We start from the raw sequence: 15,693 nt of genomic DNA, 5'->3' as shown, positions 1-15,693 counted from the left end.
AGGATCTGCGCCATGCGCATCGTTTTGAACCCCTTCAAGGAGTCTGGTCTTGGACGAAGGTTCCGACAGTCGATTTCGTACTATCTTCAAGAAATTATTTGGCAATAACGATCATCAGATAGAGGAGCACATCCTCGAAGCCAAGGCTGACGGCGAGCTGGAAAGCCACGAGGTTTCCATGCTCCTGAACGTTCTGGGACTGGACCAAAAGCTCGTGGAAGAGATCATGGTCCCACGGACGGACATGGTGTGCGCCGACGCGGCAAGCACGGTCAAGGACGTGGCCGAGCTCATCTTCACCCAGGGCGCCCACTCGCGCATCCCCATCTACCAGGACAACAAGGATCACATCTTCGGAGTGGTCCACGCCAAGGACCTCCTCGAGCCTCTGCTCAAGGGGGAATTGGACCGGTCCGTGATGGAGCTTCTGCGGCCCGCCTTCTTTGTGGCCGAGGACAAGCCCCTGGACGAGGTGCTCGCCTACTTCAAGCGGGAAAAGCTCCACATGGCCATCGTTCAGGACGAGTACGGCGGAACGTCCGGCATGGTAACCATGGAGGATGTGCTCGAAGAAATCGTCGGCGAGATTTCTGACGAATACGATGAACAGCGTCCCGACGAAATCCAGGATTTCCCGGACGGCACCTTCATGGTCTCTGGCCGTGCGCCCCTTGAGGATGTCAACCGCAAGTTCGGTCTCGACCTTGAAAGCGAGGAAGTGGACTCCATCGGGGGCTACCTGGCCGCCATGGCCGGACGTATTCCCGAGCCGGGCGCGCTTTACACTTTCTCCGGATGGCGGTTCTCCATCATGGAAGCCGACGAGCGTCAGATCTGGACCATCAAGGTCGAACCTCTGGGGCAAATGTAAGCCGTGCTCAAGCTGGTTCTTCTTGCGACCGTGGGGGCCTGGATAGGATTCGCCAATCCCCTTTTCCATTTCCCCCTGGCCGCGCTCGCCTTCCCTCTGGGGTTGGCCTGGATAGGGTTGCGGGCCACCTCCGGCGGGCGCAGCTTCCGATACGGCTGGCTGGCGGGAACGCTCGCCGCCACGGGTTGCTTCTACTGGATGGTCATTCCGGTACAGATATACGGAGGCCTCCCGTGGTTTGTGGCCCTGCCCTGCCCGGTTCTTCTGGCCGCGTTTATCGGCCTGTATTTCGGACTTTTCTCCTATGGCATCCATCACGCGGGGAAGCTCATCGACGGCATTCCCCTTTGCCTCCTGGCCGGATTCGCCTGGTCAAGCATGGAAATGCTCATGGGCAGCCTGTTTTCCGGCTTTCCCTGGATGACACTGTCCTCGGCCTTCGCGTCCTGGCCTTTTGCCGTGCAGGGAGCATCGCTTGTCGGAGCTTTCGGCCTGTCCGGCGTGTTCGCCGCCTTGGCCACGGCCATCCTGCTCTGTTCGACATACCGCAGTTCTCTCTGGCTGGCCGTGGGCCTGGCCGCCTTCATCTCGGGCTTCGGTTTCTACCGGACCGCCACCTTCAATGTCGGCAACCGCGACTACATGGTCAGCATGGTGCAGGGCAATGTTGACCAGGGAGAAAAGTGGGTTCCCTCCTACCAGGCGGAAACTATCAAAAAATACGGTAAGCTGAGCATCGAGGCCATCACTGCCGAACACCCAGAGGTCGTTATCTGGCCTGAAACGGCCATGCCCTTCTATCTTCAGGAGCAGACTCCCCATCGCAAGGCGGTTGAAATCCTGGCCCGCGAGACCGGAACTCCGATCATCGCAGGCTCGCCCGCCTATCGCGTGACCGACACGAAAACCAACGCCTACGTTCTCTACAATCGCGCCTGGCTCATGGATTCGACAGGGCGAACCACACAGTATTACGACAAGGAGCATTTGGTCCCGTTCGGCGAATACATGCCTTTCGAGAAATGGGTGCCCTTCGAAAAGCTGGTCCAGGCAGCGGGCAATTTCCAGGCGGGCGAGAACAACAGGCCGCTCAAACTCAACGGCGTTGCGCTGGGGATGCTCATCTGCTATGAAGCCATCTTCCCGGAGCTGGCCCAGCAACAGGTGGAGCGCGGTGCAAACGTGCTGGTGAACATCAGCAACGACGCCTGGTTCGGCAACACATCCGCTCCCGGGCAGCACCTCGACTTGGCGACCATGCGGGCCGTGGAGCAGGGACGCTGGCTGGCGCGCTGCACCAACACCGGAATCTCCGCCTTCATCGATCCGGTGGGACGCAGGGCCGCGCAGGCCGAACAGTTCCGGGCGGAAAACCTCAGCATGAAAATCGCTGCCCTCTCGGCGAATACCGTGTATCATGCCGTCAGCCGCAGGCTGGAGATATTCGTGTACGTCATGACCGTGGCCGCCTTCGGCTTTATCGCCTATGCTGCCAGACGAAATAAAGGAATCACTGAATAATGTTGGAATATCCCGAACTCAAAGCCGCCTCCGCGGATCTCATCGAACAATACGAATCCCTTTGGGGGCGTCTTTGACTATGCCGAGACCAAAACGCGGCTCGACGAGATAGAAAAAGAGATCTCCAAGCCCGGGGCCTGGGACAACCCCGAAGCGCTCACTCCGCTGCTCAAGGAAAAGAGCCAGCTTTCTTCCAAGCTCGAAATGTATAACAGATTGTCCGAAGCAAAGGACGACCTGGACGCATGGCTCGAACTTGCCCACGAAAATCCTGAGGAAGAATCCCTGGCCGCCCTGAATCAGCAGGTCGGCCTGCTCAGGGAGCGGCTGTCCGGCACTGAATTGGCGACCATGTTCGCTTTCGAGCACGACAAGGGCGACGCCATCCTCGAAATCCATCCCGGCGCGGGCGGCGTCGAATCCCAGGACTGGGTCGAAATGCTCCTGCGCATGTACAACCGCTACGCCGAACGCAAGGGATTCAAGGTCACGCAACTCGACTACCAGGCGGGCGACGAAGCGGGCGTCAAGTCCGTGACCCTTCAAATCGAAGGACTGTTCGCCTACGGTTTGCTCAAAGGCGAAACCGGCGTCCATCGGCTCATCCGCATTTCCCCCTTCGATTCTTCGGGCAGGCGGCATACCTCCTTCGCTTCGGTCGACGTCTATCCCGACATGGATGACGACATCGAAATCGAAGTCCGGGACGAGGACCTGCGCATCGACACATTCCGATCGAGCGGCCCCGGCGGCCAGTCGGTGAACAAGACCAGCTCGGCCGTGCGCATCACGCACATCCCCACGGGCATCGTGGCCCAGTGCCAAAACGAAAAGTCCCAGCACCGCAACAAGGCCACCGCTTTGCGCCTGGTGAAGGCCCGCCTGTACGAACAGGAGCTCAAGAAGATCGAAGAAAGCCGCAGGCAGGACTACCAGTCCAAGGGAGCCATCGCCTGGGGAAGCCAGATACGGACGTACACGCTGCAACCGTATCGCCTGATAAAGGACCACCGATCCAACTGCGAAAGCGGCAACGTGGACGCCTTTTTGGATGGGGATCTGGACGAAATGATCAGAAACTACCTATTATTCATCCATGCCCACGGACAAAAAGATTAACTTCCCCGAGCCGGCGCTCGCTTCGGAACTCTCTTCGCTCCAGAAGGAGCTGTGCGAGCATTACAACGAGTGCACCGCGCCTCTCGACCAGGCTGTCTGGATCTTCCGGCTCCTCAATGGAATGTCGCCCGAGGATTGGGACGCCTTTGCCGCCGAACACGACCTCGGGCAATGGCTCTCGCTGCCCATCGACAGCGATGCCTACCCGAATCTCAAGCGCTTCCAGGAAACCCTGGAAAAACTGGCCTACCAGACCGATCACGATCCCCTCACGGGACTGGCCAACCGTCGTGCCTTCGACCGTATTCTGGATATCGAGATCGAACGGTCCAAACGTGCGCGCACCCCGCTTTCGCTGGCCATTTTCGATCTGGACGACTTCAAGAGCGTCAACGACACCTACGGGCACTCCAAGGGCGACGAGGTTCTCCGCGCATTTGCAGGGCATCTCAAGGCAACCACCCGACGCTACGACCTGGCCGCCAGGTTCGGTGGCGAAGAGTTCGCCCTGGTCATGGCCGGGTCCGGTGTGGTCCGGGCGCAACAGATGCTCGACCGCCTGCTCGGCGAGTTCAGGCAACTGGAATTCACCGCTCCGGATGGCAGCGAGACCTTCAACGTCACTTGCTCCATCGGTCTCACCTGCTACAAGGGGAGCGTGAATATCACTGACAAGGAACTGATCGAAATGGCGGATGGCGCCCTCTACGACGCCAAAGCCGCTGGCAAGGATCAAATCAGGGTATCCAGACTCCCCTTTGCGGACAATGTCCCCAACGACACCCTGGTTCACGCCAACGAAAAGCAGTTCCTGTTCGGCGGGAAATAACGGAGACGTATAATGAACAACAACAAAACACTCAGCCTTTCGATCATGAGCGGCAAGGGCGGCGTTGGCAAAACCAATATAGTTCTCAATCTGGGTTATGCCCTGCACGCCATGAAAATCACGTCCCTGCTCATGGACTGCGACCTCGGGCTGGCCAATCTTGATGTCCTGCTCGGCATATCCCCCGACCGCAACCTGCATGACCTGCTGCAAACCGGGGTGGACGCCGAAGATGTCCTGGTCTCCATCGAAAACGGCTTCGACATGCTCCCCGCAACCAGCGGCGTCCCCGAGTTGGTTGAAATGGATGAAGACCTCCAGGATATCCTATTCAAGAAACTCATCACCCTGGCAGGCGAATACGACTTTCTCATGCTTGATCTCGGAGCGGGCATCAGCCACACCGTACTTTCCCTGGCCTCGCTGACCCAACTACGCGTGGTGGTCGTCACTCCGGAACCGACCTCGCTGACAGACAGCTACGCCATGATTAAAGTACTGACCACCCAGCACGACGTGAAAGATTTCCTGGTGCTCATCAACCAGGCCACCAGCGCCAAGGAGGCCAAGCAAACCTTTGATAGGCTTGACGCGGCCTGCCGCAATTTCCTGCACATCGAGCTGCGCAGCCTCGGCTTCGTGCATCAAGATCGAACCCTGGTCGAGGCCGTTCGCCACCAGACCCCGCTCCTTAAATTCGCCCCGCAGACTACTGCCAGCAAGGATATCGTCGGCATCGCCAAGAAGCTTCTTCGCTACCGTGAAGACAACCTGAAACGCATCGCCGGACGGCCCATTTTAAAAAATTTTCCCTCTGAATGAAATTCAGGAAATAATAGTTGACGAAAAGAGCCATTTTTCGGCATAGTTAGTGAGAATTACGGAATTGATTCCTTTATAGTTACCTCGCAGGCCCATTGTCGGGACCAGCGGGAAATGCCTGTTTCAGGGGGAACACCATGAATAAGAGCGAATTGATCAAGGCTCTGTCGGAACAGAAGAAAATGCACGTTGACGAGGCCACCAAAGTGGTTGGCGCCTTCGTGGACTCGGTCAAGGAAGCCCTGCTTCGCGGCGACCGTGTGGAGATTCGCGGTTTTGGCAGCTTCAAGATCAAGGACTACGAAGGGTACACTGGACGCAATCCCAAGACCGGGACCGTCGTATCGGTCAAGCCCAAAAAGCTTCCTTTCTTCCGTCCCGGCAAAGAGCTGAAGGAATATATCAACCAGTAGGATGCGACGACTTTCATACTGCCTTTTTCTGGCAGCTCTGATCCTTGTGTGCGGCGACGCCCGCGCGCAGGGTTCTGTTCTGACCATCCTTTATTCGGCGAATACGTATGGCGCGGTGCGGCCATGCCCCACTTGAGGCGGTAAAACCCTCGGAGGGGTGGCCCGTCGGGCCACGTATTTTATGGACGTTCGCCGCACCGACGCCCCAAGACTGCTGGTTTCCGGAGCTTGGGAATTCCTGCGCCCGACAGGTGATCCGGAACCCGGCCAAACCTTGGCGGCTCTGAACGAGGCGTTCAACGTCATGCGCTATGACGTCGGCCTGCTCTCCGCCAGGGAAGCCGAGGCTCTTCGAAAAGACGACGTTCCACTTCCATCCTGGAGAAAGAGCGCCGAGCAAGAGGCCTTCACCGTGGTGACGATACAGGACGGCCGCAAAATCGGCTTCCTGCGTTTCCCTTCCCTGCCCAATGGGACCGATGATGAAGTTCCGCAAGACCTTGTGACCCGTCTCTCGAAGCAAATACGAGAGAATCGTAGCAAGGTGGATTTGCTCATCGCCCTGACTGACTGGGGCTGGGTTGCGGAAAACGCCTATCTCAAATCAAATCCCGAGTACGTGCCGGACATGCTTTTCGGCAGCGGAAACGGATCGGGCATCAACGGACGGGTGCTGGCAGATGGCCGCTGTCTGTGGGTCCGGCCCTATGATAAGGGGCGCAGCATATCCGAAGTCAATGTCCTGCAATGGCCGAAAAGAGAAAATTCATTTGCGTGGGATGAAGCGAAGAATTATACATCGGCTTCCGTAGGCATGAACGACGCAATCAAGGACAATCCGGACATTAACGCCCTCTTCGAATAGAAACGGCGAAAATGCCGGATAGCTACGTATACTTCAGGAGGAGATGACGATGGAATTAAGAGGAGCTTTTACAGCTCTCTCGACGCCCTTCAAGGATGGCGAAGTCGACGAACCGACCTATCGCGATTTCATTGAATGGCAGATCGAGCAGGGTATTGACGGCCTGGTGCCTTGCGGCACCACGGGAGAAGCGGCGACCATGTCCCACGAGGAACAGGGACGGGTCATCAAGATTTGCGTCGACCAGACCAAAGGCCGCGTTCCCGTTATCGCCGGAGCCGGATCCAACTCCACCAAGGAAGCCATTGAGCTGACCAAGATGGCCAAGGATGCCGGAGCCGACGCTGCCCTGCAGATCACCCCCTACTACAACAAGCCCACCCCCGGCGGCTTGGTGGCTCACTTCAAAGCCATTGCCGAAGCAGCTTCCATGCCCTTGGTCATCTACAATGTTCCCGGCCGGACCGGCCTGAACTGCCTGCCGTCCACCCTCAAGATGATCAAGGACGCGGTTCCCGAAGCCATCGCCGTCAAGGAAGCGACCGGCAATCTCTGTCAGGGAGCCGAAGTGGTCGAGCTCTGCGGACGCGACTTCAAGTTGCTGTCCGGCGACGACTTCACGGTCCTGCCCCTGCTGGCCGTGGGCGGCGTCGGAGTCATCTCCGTCGTCTCCAACATCATGCCCAAGGCCATGAGCGACATGTGCAGCGCTTTTTTTGATAAGGACCACGAAAAGGCCCTTGAGTTGAGCCTCAAGATGGCTCCGGTCAACCGCGCCATGTTCATGGAGACCAATCCCATCCCGGTCAAGACAGCCTTGGCCATGATGGGCATTTTCAAGGACGCCCAGTTCCGTCTGCCTATCGTTCCCCTGCTGGACGAGAACAAACCCAAACTGGAAGCCGTGCTGAAAACTGCCGGTCTTTTGTGATATTCCAAGGCCTCGGCTTTTGCCGGGGCCTTTTTCGTCATCTCCCCCGAAGGGACGGCCCCAAAGCCGTCCCTTTTTGGTTGCCGTTAAACACTCTTGAAAGTCGGGCTAGGGGCCAGAGCTTCGGAACCGGCTATCGCTGGCGGCCTGTGTCATCTCCGTTCATATCAAGATTGACACAACGCCTGCCCTTGATTGAGCCTTGATGTTCATCAAGTTCGGATTTCGCCGTTACTCCCTGAAGAGGAAAATCAGGAGTTGAAAGCCGCTTCGCGGCAATAGTCAGGTAATTTCGCCTCCGGCGGGCAAGGGTTCGCACCCTTGCATCCCATATATGCGCCTTCGGCGCGTTTTTTTATCATCAGCGTTTAGCCGCGAAGGCGGGGAGTTGATTTCCTCCTCTGACTAAAGCCGAGGCATTATTTTATTTGCATATTCCAAGATTTTAATTGTCGGCTAATTTAATCAATTGCGGCCATGGGTTCTTCCAATGCGTCCCCCCCACAAAACAAAAAGCCCGCCAGCACAATGCTGGCGGGCCTGACTTTGCGCACTAAATCAGCAGTCTTCAGCTTAGGCTTCGAAAGCCTTGATGAAGTTGGGGGCGACCTGCTTCTTGCGGCTCATGACGCCGTCCAACCAGACGGGCTCGCCCTTGGTGGCGATGCCGAAGGCCTTCTCGACAACCGCGGGGTCGTCGGAGGCGATGAGCATCTCGGAACCTTCCTTCATGATGTCGGTCAGGAGCAGGAAGACGGAGTGACGGCCTTCAGCCTTGACCTTCTCGATCTCGGCCTGCAGGGCGGCCTTGTGGGCGTCGAGCATGGACAGGTCCACGACTTCCAACTGGCCGATGCCAACCTTGTTGCCGGACATATCGAAGTCCTTGTAATCACGGAAGACCAGCTCGCTGGCGGAAGCACCGTCAACGGCGGACTTGACTTTGAACATCTCCATGCCGAGAGCCATAACGTCGTCAACACCGGCGATCTTGGCCAGAGCTTCGACGGCGGCCTTGTCGGCGTCGGTACAGGTAACGGACTTGAACATGACGGTGTCGCTCAGGATGGCGCACAGCATAATGCCGGCGATGTTGGCCGGAATCTCCACGTTGTAGAAGTCATACATGGACTTCAAAACAGTGGCGGAACAGCCCACGGGCCAGACCCACATTTCCAGCGGACCGGGGGTGGTGACGTCGCCCAGCTTGTGGTGGTCGACGACGGCCAGGAGTTCACCCTTGTCCAGGTTGTCGATGGTCTGGGAAATGTCGGTGTGGTCGACCAGGATAATCTTCTGGTCGGTGGCGTCGGTGACGATCTCGGGAGCAGCGAAGCCGAACTTCTCAAGCACGAATGCGCTTTCGGGAGCGATTTCGCCCTGAGTGACGGCCTTGGCCTCCATGCCACGTTTGCTGTACAGGTCGGCGGCACCGATCGCGGAAGCAACGGTGTCGGTATCGGGATTCTTGTGTCCAACAACCAAAATAGCCATATCAAGTCCTCCTAATTGAATTATCCTTTATCAGGAATTTGAGCATCTAAAACAGAATGTGACAGATATCACAAACTATACCGGCTGCCAAGCTAAAATGGAGGGCCAAAGCAAGAAAAGCGAGAAAAGAATTATACCCGTCGCAAGAACGACATATGCCCGTTTCAGCCGCAGTGCCATTAGTCCCCCGAGGGACGCGGCCACCCAAAGGTAGGCCCAGGTAACACCGAGCCGGGAAAAAATCGCCGGATACAATGTGAAGATGATCTCAAACCCCTGCTTGAGAACGAGAACCGCCGCCAGAAAAGAAATCCAGCTCATGAACAGGCTTCTTGTCATGGAACGCAAAATGAGTACGCCTGGAAGATGGACGGTGCCGGGATTGCGAACCCAATTCAACAGCGAGTTGTAGCTGCCCTGCTCTCTTTCGCGCAACCATCCTTCCACCTTGGTGCCAATCCAGGCCAAAGGCATACTGGCAAAAAGCACCGGCATTATTCGGGACGGTTGCTCCAGGCCGAAGTAGGTGGTCAGAGTCAGGGCGGAAAACGTCGCGGCAGTGAGTTGCGGGGGGATGTAGGTGCCTGCGGGAATCAGGTCGAGCCAGAACAGTTCAAAGAAAATGGCGATATAAAGGCTGGTGGTAAATTCTCCCGTAGCGGCGCCCCAGAAGAAACCCACCACCAGAGGGCGTTCAAGAAGCCCGATGCTTAGCGCTGATCGAAAGAGGGAGAAGAGGGCAAAAAAAAAGCGACCAGAGCGAACCAGGCGAAGGAGTGGTGCAAAATCATGGCGGCTAGAACCTCACCTGTATGGGATCATTGGGAACACATCGAAAATCCAGTTCAACGCCCTTCCGGTTGAGGTGCCTCAAACAGGTCTCGTCTTCATCGGACAAGGCCACACTTGGGGAAATCTGCCTTTTGCCCGGGCTGTAATGGACATTCCCGATGTTGAGCACATGAAAGCCGAAGCCGGAATCGAAGGCCCGGCGCGCGTCGGAACAGTTGGAAAAAAGTATGATTGCGGCGTATTCGCCGGGATTGGAACTCAGCTTGGTAACGGCTTCAGGCACTTCGTCCACGGTGATGAAGGAGCTCTTCACCGCCTGGGGAATGGCCAGAGACATGATCTCTTGCTGCAAAATGTCGTGGGCCAGTTCATCGTTGGCTACGATGACGGTCCTGGCTCCGGTGTACGGCAGCCACGTCTCGATGATCTGGCCGTGAATCAAGCGGTTGTCGATACGAACGAGAGTCACGGCTTTATTCCTACTTCTTTGCTTTTTTACGCAGCATCGCCCCGGCGACCTTGATTCCCTGCTGACCTGCGACCATGGCCCGTTCGGCCAGTTCATGCAACTGCATGGATCTCCCTTGCAGGGCCGCCACGAGCATGGGCAGATTGACGCCGGTGATAACCTCGACATTTTCCGATTTCATAAGCGACAGGGACATGGTCGTGGGAGAACCGCCGAACAAGTCGGTGAGGGCCAGGACGCCCTTCCCCTGTTCAAGAGACTGGATGGCCTTTCTTACGCCCTCCAATGCCTCGTCCACACCCTTCTGCACGTCGATCCCCACGGCCAGGCAGTTCACCTGGGGACCCAGGACCATCTCCGCCGCCTGAAGCAGGGTTTCGCCGAAAGTTCCGTGCGTAACCAGCACCACGCCGATCACGCCTTCCTTTTTTTCAGTCTTTGCAACCATGTCTAACCGAGTTCCATATGTCGATGTTCAATCGATACTGTATACCCTTTTTCCTTGAGTGTCGCCAGTACCGACTCGGCAACGGATACCGACCTGTGTCGGCCTCCGGTGCAACCCAGCGCCAGAGTTATCCTGTAGCGTCCTTCGTCTGCGTAAAGCGGAAGGATATAAAGCAGAAATTCATGAAACCGCTTGATAAACCCGCTCCCGGCGGGATTATCGAGGACATAGTCGGACACGGCCTTGTCCATGCCGGACAATGGGCGCAGCGACTTGTCGAAATAGGGATTAGGCAGAAAACGGAGGTCAAAGACCAAATCAGCCTCGGACGGCACGCCATACTTGAAGCCGAAGGTGATGATGTGCACCCGCATCCCCATACGCACGTCTTCCAGGGCCGACCATTTGGTTTGAATGACCCTGCGCAGATCGTGGATGGAATAGTCCGTGGTGTCCAAGACCAGGGCGGCTTGGGAACGCACCGGCTCAAGGAGCTGCTTTTCCTTTTCAAGGGCCTGTTCCAGCCCGAGATTACGGCACTCGAGCGGATGCGGACGGCGAGTCGTGGCGTAACGGCGAACCAACTCGGCCATCTTAGCCTCAAGGAAAAGGACTTGCGGCGTGATGCCGAGTTCCCGGAACCCTTCCAACGCCTGTCCCCATCCGTCAACGAACTCGAACTGGCGAAGGTCCATGCCGAGCGCCAGGCCACGGTATTTGGTGTCGAATTTGAGAATGAGATCGGCGAGTTTGGGCGACATCTCGGACGGCAGTCCGTCGATACAAAAGAACCCGAGGTCCTCAAAAACCCGAAGTGCGGTACTCTTGCCGGAACCGGAAAGTCCGGTAACGATGACCACGGGGAATGAATTGTTCGACGTCAAAGGAGCCCACCCTTCGATTTAGACGCTTTTGAGGAGAGACCAGAGGGCCTCGAGATCTTCGGCCGCAAGAAACTCCTTGCGAAATTCCTCGTCCTTGAGAAGGCGGGATATCTGGGCCAGGACGCGCAGATGCATACCCGCCACCTGTTCCGGCGCGAGCACCAGGAAGAAGATATGGCAAGGACTGTGATCGAGCGCCTCGAACTCCACGCCCTTCCGGCTGCGCCCCACGACCACGATAACCTTCTCCAGGTCCTCGAGCTTGCCGTGCGGGATGGCGATGCCATCCCCGATGCCTGTGGAGCCGAGTCTTTCTCGATCGAGAAGGACACGGACCGCCTGGTCCGTGTCCATCTCTGGATATTGCTCGCCCAAGGGGGCGACTAGTTCATGCAACACGTCCGATTTGTCTTCGGACTGCAATTCGGGAAGGATCAACTCCTTCGCCAGGTAGTCACTGAGTTTCATGCTTAGTTACCGGGGTCGATCAGTCCGTAATCGCCGTTCTTTCTCTTGTATATGACGTTAACGCCTTCGGTTTCCGAATTGCGAAACACCAGGAACTCGTTATCAAGGGCATCCAGCTGCATGGCGGCCTCGTCCACGGACATGGGCTTGGGCTCGTATGCATCGGTGCCGACGATGGTGGGAGCGGAACCGCTGCCGTCCTCGAAGGACAGGTAGTTCATCTGCACCATTTTATTCGGACGCGCCTGTCTGGGGCGGTTCTTCATCTTTTCCCGCATCTTGCGGAGCTGGGCTTCCAGCTTGTCCAGGACCATATCAATGGTGGAGTACATGTCTTCAGAGTCTTCGTAGGCCGAGATATGAATGCGATCCGAATTCAGGATCACATCCGCCTTATGGCGGAACTTATCGACCAGCAGGTTGACCTGGAGATCTGCCTCCGCATCGGAAACGTACTTTGCTACCTTTTCAAAACGCTTTTCCGCGTACCCCTTGAGGTGATCGGAAGGCTCGAAATTCTTGAAAGTGAAGCTGATGTTCATACGCTGCCTCCTGGTTGTGTTTGCGGCAAGCAGAATCTAGAAATACTGCTTGCGTTTCGAAGACGAAGGAATGCCCATGGCCGAGCGGTATTTGGCGACCGTGCGCCGGGCGATGTTCACTTCCAGCTTTTCCTGGAGGATTTCGCCGATTCTCTCGTCGCTGAGCGGTTTCTTCGTGTCTTCTTCTGAGATCATTTGCTTGATGAGCGCCTTGACGCTCTCCGAACCCACCTGGGAACCGTCATTGAGGTCCAGGGCCGAATTGAAGAAGAACTTCAACTCGAAAATGCCGTGAGGAGTCGAAACATACTTGCTGGTAGTGATCCGGCTCACGGTGGACTCGTGCATCTCTATATCTTCTGCCACCTCCTTGAGGATCAGGGGTTTGAGCTTTGTCACGCCTTCCTCGAAAAAGGCTCTTTGGAATCCGACAATGCTTTCGACTACTTTATACAGGGTTCGCTGCCGCTGGTACAGACTTTTCATCAACCATGCGGCGGAACGCATCTTTTCCTGGAAATATTCCTTTTCCTTGTCGGCAGCGCCCTTCATGGAATCCATGTAGAAGGTGTTCATCTGCAAACGGGGCATACCATCCTCGTTGAGGATGATGACGAAGTCGTCACCGTATTTGTAGACGAAGACATCAGGGCTTACGTAATGCGGCTCGGTGCTGGAAAAGCTGGCGCCCGGCATGGGGTCAAGGGTCTGGAGCAAATCCAAATAATCCTTGAGCTCCTCCATGGAAATCTTGAACTTGCGGGCGAGAGGCTTATAGCGGTTCTTTTCCAGGTCTTCCAAGTGGTCCTGCACCAGGGAGACAAGAATCGGATCGTCATAGCCCAGGACTTCCATCTGGACCAGAAGACACTCCTGAGGAGTGCGCGCCCCCACTCCCACCGGGTCGAGATGCTGGATGCGGGTGAGAACGCTCTCGATTTCCTCTTCGGAAGCCTGAACCATGGCGGCTATCTCTTCCATGGAAGCCTGAAGGTAGCCGTTGGAATCGAGATTGCCCAGAATGACGTCACCAATCGCCAACTCGCTTTCCGTGAAGCTGGAAAGACGCATCTGCCAATTGAGATGGCCTTCCAGGGAAGGCTTGGAAGCGAGCCGCGCCTCGAAGGAAACACCCTCTTCCGGCATTTCCAGGTCGCGTGACAACGCCTGCTTGGAAGTGGAGGAAAATTCGCCGAGATAGTTCTCCCAATCCGCGTTCCGAACCAACTCCTCTTCCGCCTGGGACTCGGTCAGGACCTCGGTCTTGTCGGGCACCTCGGTTTCCGTTTCCGTTTCATCCAGGAAAGGATTCTCCAACAATTCCTGCTGCACCGTCTCCAACAGTTCAAGACGGGAGAGCTGCAGCAGCTTGATGGCCTGCTGCAACTGAGGCGTCATGACCAGTTGCTGCGAGAGCTTGAGCTGTTGTCGAAGTTCCAATCCCATGATTCGTCACTCACTTAGGGTTGTGTTTATCGGCTGACGGATAAAGAAAATTTTTTTACACAGCCTGCCATTTCTTTCGATTGAACTATGCCACAACGAATTAAAGGATGCAACACCATGGTGATAACATCCTGTTTCTACTGCCAATCCATCGGGCACTATATGGCATGAAAAAAGTGTACCAACCTTTGGGTACGGTGTAAATCGAGAAAGCTAAAAAAAGATTCGGTCTTTGGATTAGAGCCGGAAGTCTTCGCCCAGGTAAATCTGGCGGGCTCGGCTGGACTTCACGATATCGGTCGGAGCACCTTCCAGGATGACCGTACCCTCGTAAACGAGGTAGGCCCGGTCGCAGATATTCAATGTTTCCCGAACGTTGTGGTCGGAAATGAGGATGCCGATCTCCATGGACTTGAGCACGGAGATAATCTCCTGAATGTCGATAACGGCAATGGGGTCGATACCTGCGAACGGCTCATCGAGAAGAATGAACTGTGGGTCGAGGATCAGCGCCCGGGCTATTTCCAGCCTGCGGCGCTCGCCGCCGGACAGGAACATGGCCGCCTGATCCGCCAGCTTGGTGATGGTGAACATCTCAAGCAGCTCGTCCGCCCTGGCCCGCTGCTCCTTGGAAGTCATGGAAGTCTGTTCGAGGATGATCTCCAAATTCTGGCGCACGGTCAGTTTCTTGAAGATCGAGCTTTCCTGCGGGAGGTAGCTCACCCCGAGCCTCGCGCGTTCGTGCAGAGGCTTGTCCGTAAGCTCCTTCCCGTCAAGGGTCACAACTCCGGTGTTGGGCCGCACGATGCCTACAAGCATGTAGAACGTCGTGGTTTTTCCCGCGCCGTTTGGCCCGAGCAGACCGACGACTTCCCGGGGGTGAAGCTCAATGTTGATGCCGTGCACGACCTCTTTCTGGCCGTACCGCTTGGACAGGTTGGTTGCGCGAAGACCTTCGCCCATCTATTGCACCTTCACGTTGCCGGGAGTCATGAAGATGGCCTTGACGCGCTGCTCGCCACCGATGACCTCGGACCGGTCGTCCTTGATATGGAAATTGATGACTTCGCCCGTCAGGGAATTGGGACCGTCCTGCAATTTGGGATTCTGCTCCATCTTGAGAAGCTGCGGACCGACCATATACGTCAGCCTTCCGCAGGTCCCCTCGGTATTCCCCTTCTTCGCCCGGACATTACCCTCGGCGACAATACGCTCAATGCTGTCGGCCGAGAATTTTCTCTGCCCGCTCGCCAGAAGGTAGGCCGAAAGCTTGTCGGCCCAAAGGGTAAGCTCGCCGTGAATGGCGACCACATTGCCCACAAAGGAAATTATCTTGCCCGCCTCGTCGTAGGTCATGCGATCGGACGTGATCTTTACCGGCACACGGCTTGGATCAATGCCCACCTGCACCGGCGCGGGCGGCGGAGTCACGGCAACAGGCGCCTTGACCTCGCCTTCGCCGGAGTCGAGTTTCGGAGCGGCAGCGGGCGTCGGCTCAGCCTTCTTCACCTGGACTGTCTTGAAATATTTTGCGTTGGCATACCCGATGGCTTTGGACAGGTCCCGCTCCTGTTCTTCAAGCTTGAATACGGCCACCCATCCATTTTGCGGAAAGTCGGTCCTCACCCGCTCCCCCTTGGTCAGGGTGACCACATGAGCGGAACCCGGCGCAGGCTCCTTGCGGACATTGAGGTTGACAGTGGCTTCGGACACATTACCCCAATCCTGGGCCATGGCTCCTGCCGGAACCAGGAGCAAAACCAGCATCAGCAAAAGAAC

At 56.6% G+C, this 15,693-nt stretch carries 18 protein-coding genes; 8 read left to right on the top strand and 10 right to left on the bottom strand.

Annotated features, from left to right (window positions below):
- Window positions 1-49 precede the first annotated feature (49 nt).
- From PSN43_RS05475 to dapA, 8 genes are all read left to right on the top strand, one after another.
- Entirely contained in the window at window positions 50-871 is an 822-nt protein-coding gene (locus PSN43_RS05475; protein WP_272699719.1) for a hemolysin family protein, read from the top strand.
- 3 nt (window positions 872-874) lie between these two features.
- Window positions 875-2,392, top strand: coding sequence for an apolipoprotein N-acyltransferase (lnt, locus tag PSN43_RS05470; protein WP_272699718.1), 1,518 nt, complete (start codon window positions 875-877; stop codon window positions 2,390-2,392).
- Window positions 2,392-3,511, top strand: a protein-coding gene (gene prfB, locus PSN43_RS05465) for a peptide chain release factor 2 (RefSeq protein ID WP_272699717.1) whose coding sequence is annotated in 2 segments (ribosomal slippage) — window positions 2,392-2,466 and window positions 2,468-3,511 — 1,119 coding nt in all. Because the reading frame shifts where the segments join, the coding sequence is not laid out codon by codon here. Before lnt ends, prfB begins: the two co-directional genes overlap by 1 nt.
- A complete protein-coding gene (locus PSN43_RS05460; protein WP_272699716.1) occupies window positions 3,489-4,340 on the top strand; it encodes a GGDEF domain-containing protein in 852 nt (283 codons plus the stop codon). Before prfB ends, PSN43_RS05460 begins: the two co-directional genes overlap by 23 nt.
- A gap of 12 nt (window positions 4,341-4,352) precedes the next feature.
- Complete coding sequence (locus tag PSN43_RS05455) at window positions 4,353-5,162, top strand: MinD/ParA family protein (protein ID WP_272699715.1); 810 nt, start codon at window positions 4,353-4,355, stop codon at window positions 5,160-5,162.
- A 137-nt stretch (window positions 5,163-5,299) separates the two neighbouring features.
- Window positions 5,300-5,575, top strand: a complete 276-nt coding sequence (locus PSN43_RS05450) for an HU family DNA-binding protein (protein WP_272699714.1) — start codon at window positions 5,300-5,302, stop codon at window positions 5,573-5,575.
- Between the two features lies 1 nt (window position 5,576).
- On the top strand, window positions 5,577-6,440 hold the full coding sequence (locus tag PSN43_RS05445; protein ID WP_442874864.1) for a UshA-like (seleno)protein family 2: 864 nt from the start codon (window positions 5,577-5,579) through the stop codon (window positions 6,438-6,440).
- A gap of 49 nt (window positions 6,441-6,489) precedes the next feature.
- Window positions 6,490-7,371, top strand: coding sequence for a 4-hydroxy-tetrahydrodipicolinate synthase (gene dapA / locus PSN43_RS05440; protein WP_272699712.1), 882 nt, complete (start codon window positions 6,490-6,492; stop codon window positions 7,369-7,371).
- 573 nt (window positions 7,372-7,944) lie between these two features.
- On the opposite strand, the gene PSN43_RS05435 is transcribed toward dapA, so the two are convergent.
- From PSN43_RS05435 to PSN43_RS05390, 10 genes are all read right to left on the bottom strand, one after another.
- Window positions 7,945-8,865, bottom strand: a complete 921-nt coding sequence (locus PSN43_RS05435; RefSeq protein ID WP_272699711.1) for a manganese-dependent inorganic pyrophosphatase — start codon at window positions 8,863-8,865, stop codon at window positions 7,945-7,947.
- A gap of 75 nt (window positions 8,866-8,940) precedes the next feature.
- Window positions 8,941-9,633, bottom strand: a complete 693-nt coding sequence (locus PSN43_RS05430; protein ID WP_272700003.1) for a PTS sugar transporter subunit IIC — start codon at window positions 9,631-9,633, stop codon at window positions 8,941-8,943.
- Between the two features lie 28 nt (window positions 9,634-9,661).
- Window positions 9,662-10,126, bottom strand: a complete 465-nt coding sequence (locus PSN43_RS05425) for a PTS sugar transporter subunit IIB (RefSeq protein ID WP_272699710.1) — start codon at window positions 10,124-10,126, stop codon at window positions 9,662-9,664.
- A gap of 10 nt (window positions 10,127-10,136) precedes the next feature.
- The gene (locus PSN43_RS05420; RefSeq protein ID WP_272699709.1) at window positions 10,137-10,574 is read right to left on the bottom strand and encodes a PTS sugar transporter subunit IIA; all 438 of its coding nucleotides are present in this window, start codon (window positions 10,572-10,574) and stop codon (window positions 10,137-10,139) included.
- 2 nt (window positions 10,575-10,576) lie between these two features.
- Window positions 10,577-11,458, bottom strand: coding sequence for an RNase adapter RapZ (gene rapZ, locus PSN43_RS05415; RefSeq protein ID WP_272699708.1), 882 nt, complete (start codon window positions 11,456-11,458; stop codon window positions 10,577-10,579).
- A gap of 18 nt (window positions 11,459-11,476) precedes the next feature.
- Window positions 11,477-11,926: a PTS sugar transporter subunit IIA gene (locus PSN43_RS05410; protein ID WP_272699707.1), complete on the bottom strand. Its 450-nt coding sequence runs from the start codon at window positions 11,924-11,926 to the stop codon at window positions 11,477-11,479.
- Between the two features lie 2 nt (window positions 11,927-11,928).
- The gene (gene hpf, locus PSN43_RS05405; RefSeq protein ID WP_272699706.1) at window positions 11,929-12,468 is read right to left on the bottom strand and encodes a ribosome hibernation-promoting factor, HPF/YfiA family; all 540 of its coding nucleotides are present in this window, start codon (window positions 12,466-12,468) and stop codon (window positions 11,929-11,931) included.
- 36 nt (window positions 12,469-12,504) lie between these two features.
- Entirely contained in the window at window positions 12,505-13,914 is a 1,410-nt protein-coding gene (rpoN, locus tag PSN43_RS05400) for an RNA polymerase factor sigma-54 (protein WP_272699705.1), read from the bottom strand.
- A gap of 237 nt (window positions 13,915-14,151) precedes the next feature.
- Window positions 14,152-14,877, bottom strand: a complete 726-nt coding sequence (lptB, locus tag PSN43_RS05395) for an LPS export ABC transporter ATP-binding protein (protein ID WP_272699704.1) — start codon at window positions 14,875-14,877, stop codon at window positions 14,152-14,154.
- Window positions 14,878-15,681 carry an LptA/OstA family protein gene (locus tag PSN43_RS05390; RefSeq protein WP_272699703.1) on the bottom strand — a complete coding sequence of 268 codons (804 nt, stop codon included), beginning with the start codon at window positions 15,679-15,681 and terminating at the stop codon, window positions 14,878-14,880.
- Between the last annotated feature and the right edge of the window lie 12 nt (window positions 15,682-15,693).

Origin of the sequence: Desulfovibrio sp. Fe33 (assembly GCF_028532725.1) — a bacterium.
Classification (GTDB): Bacteria; Desulfobacterota; Desulfovibrionia; order Desulfovibrionales; family Desulfovibrionaceae; genus Pseudodesulfovibrio.
Note: the sequence above shows the minus strand (reverse complement) of the source record. Positions and strands in the feature narration are given on the sequence as shown.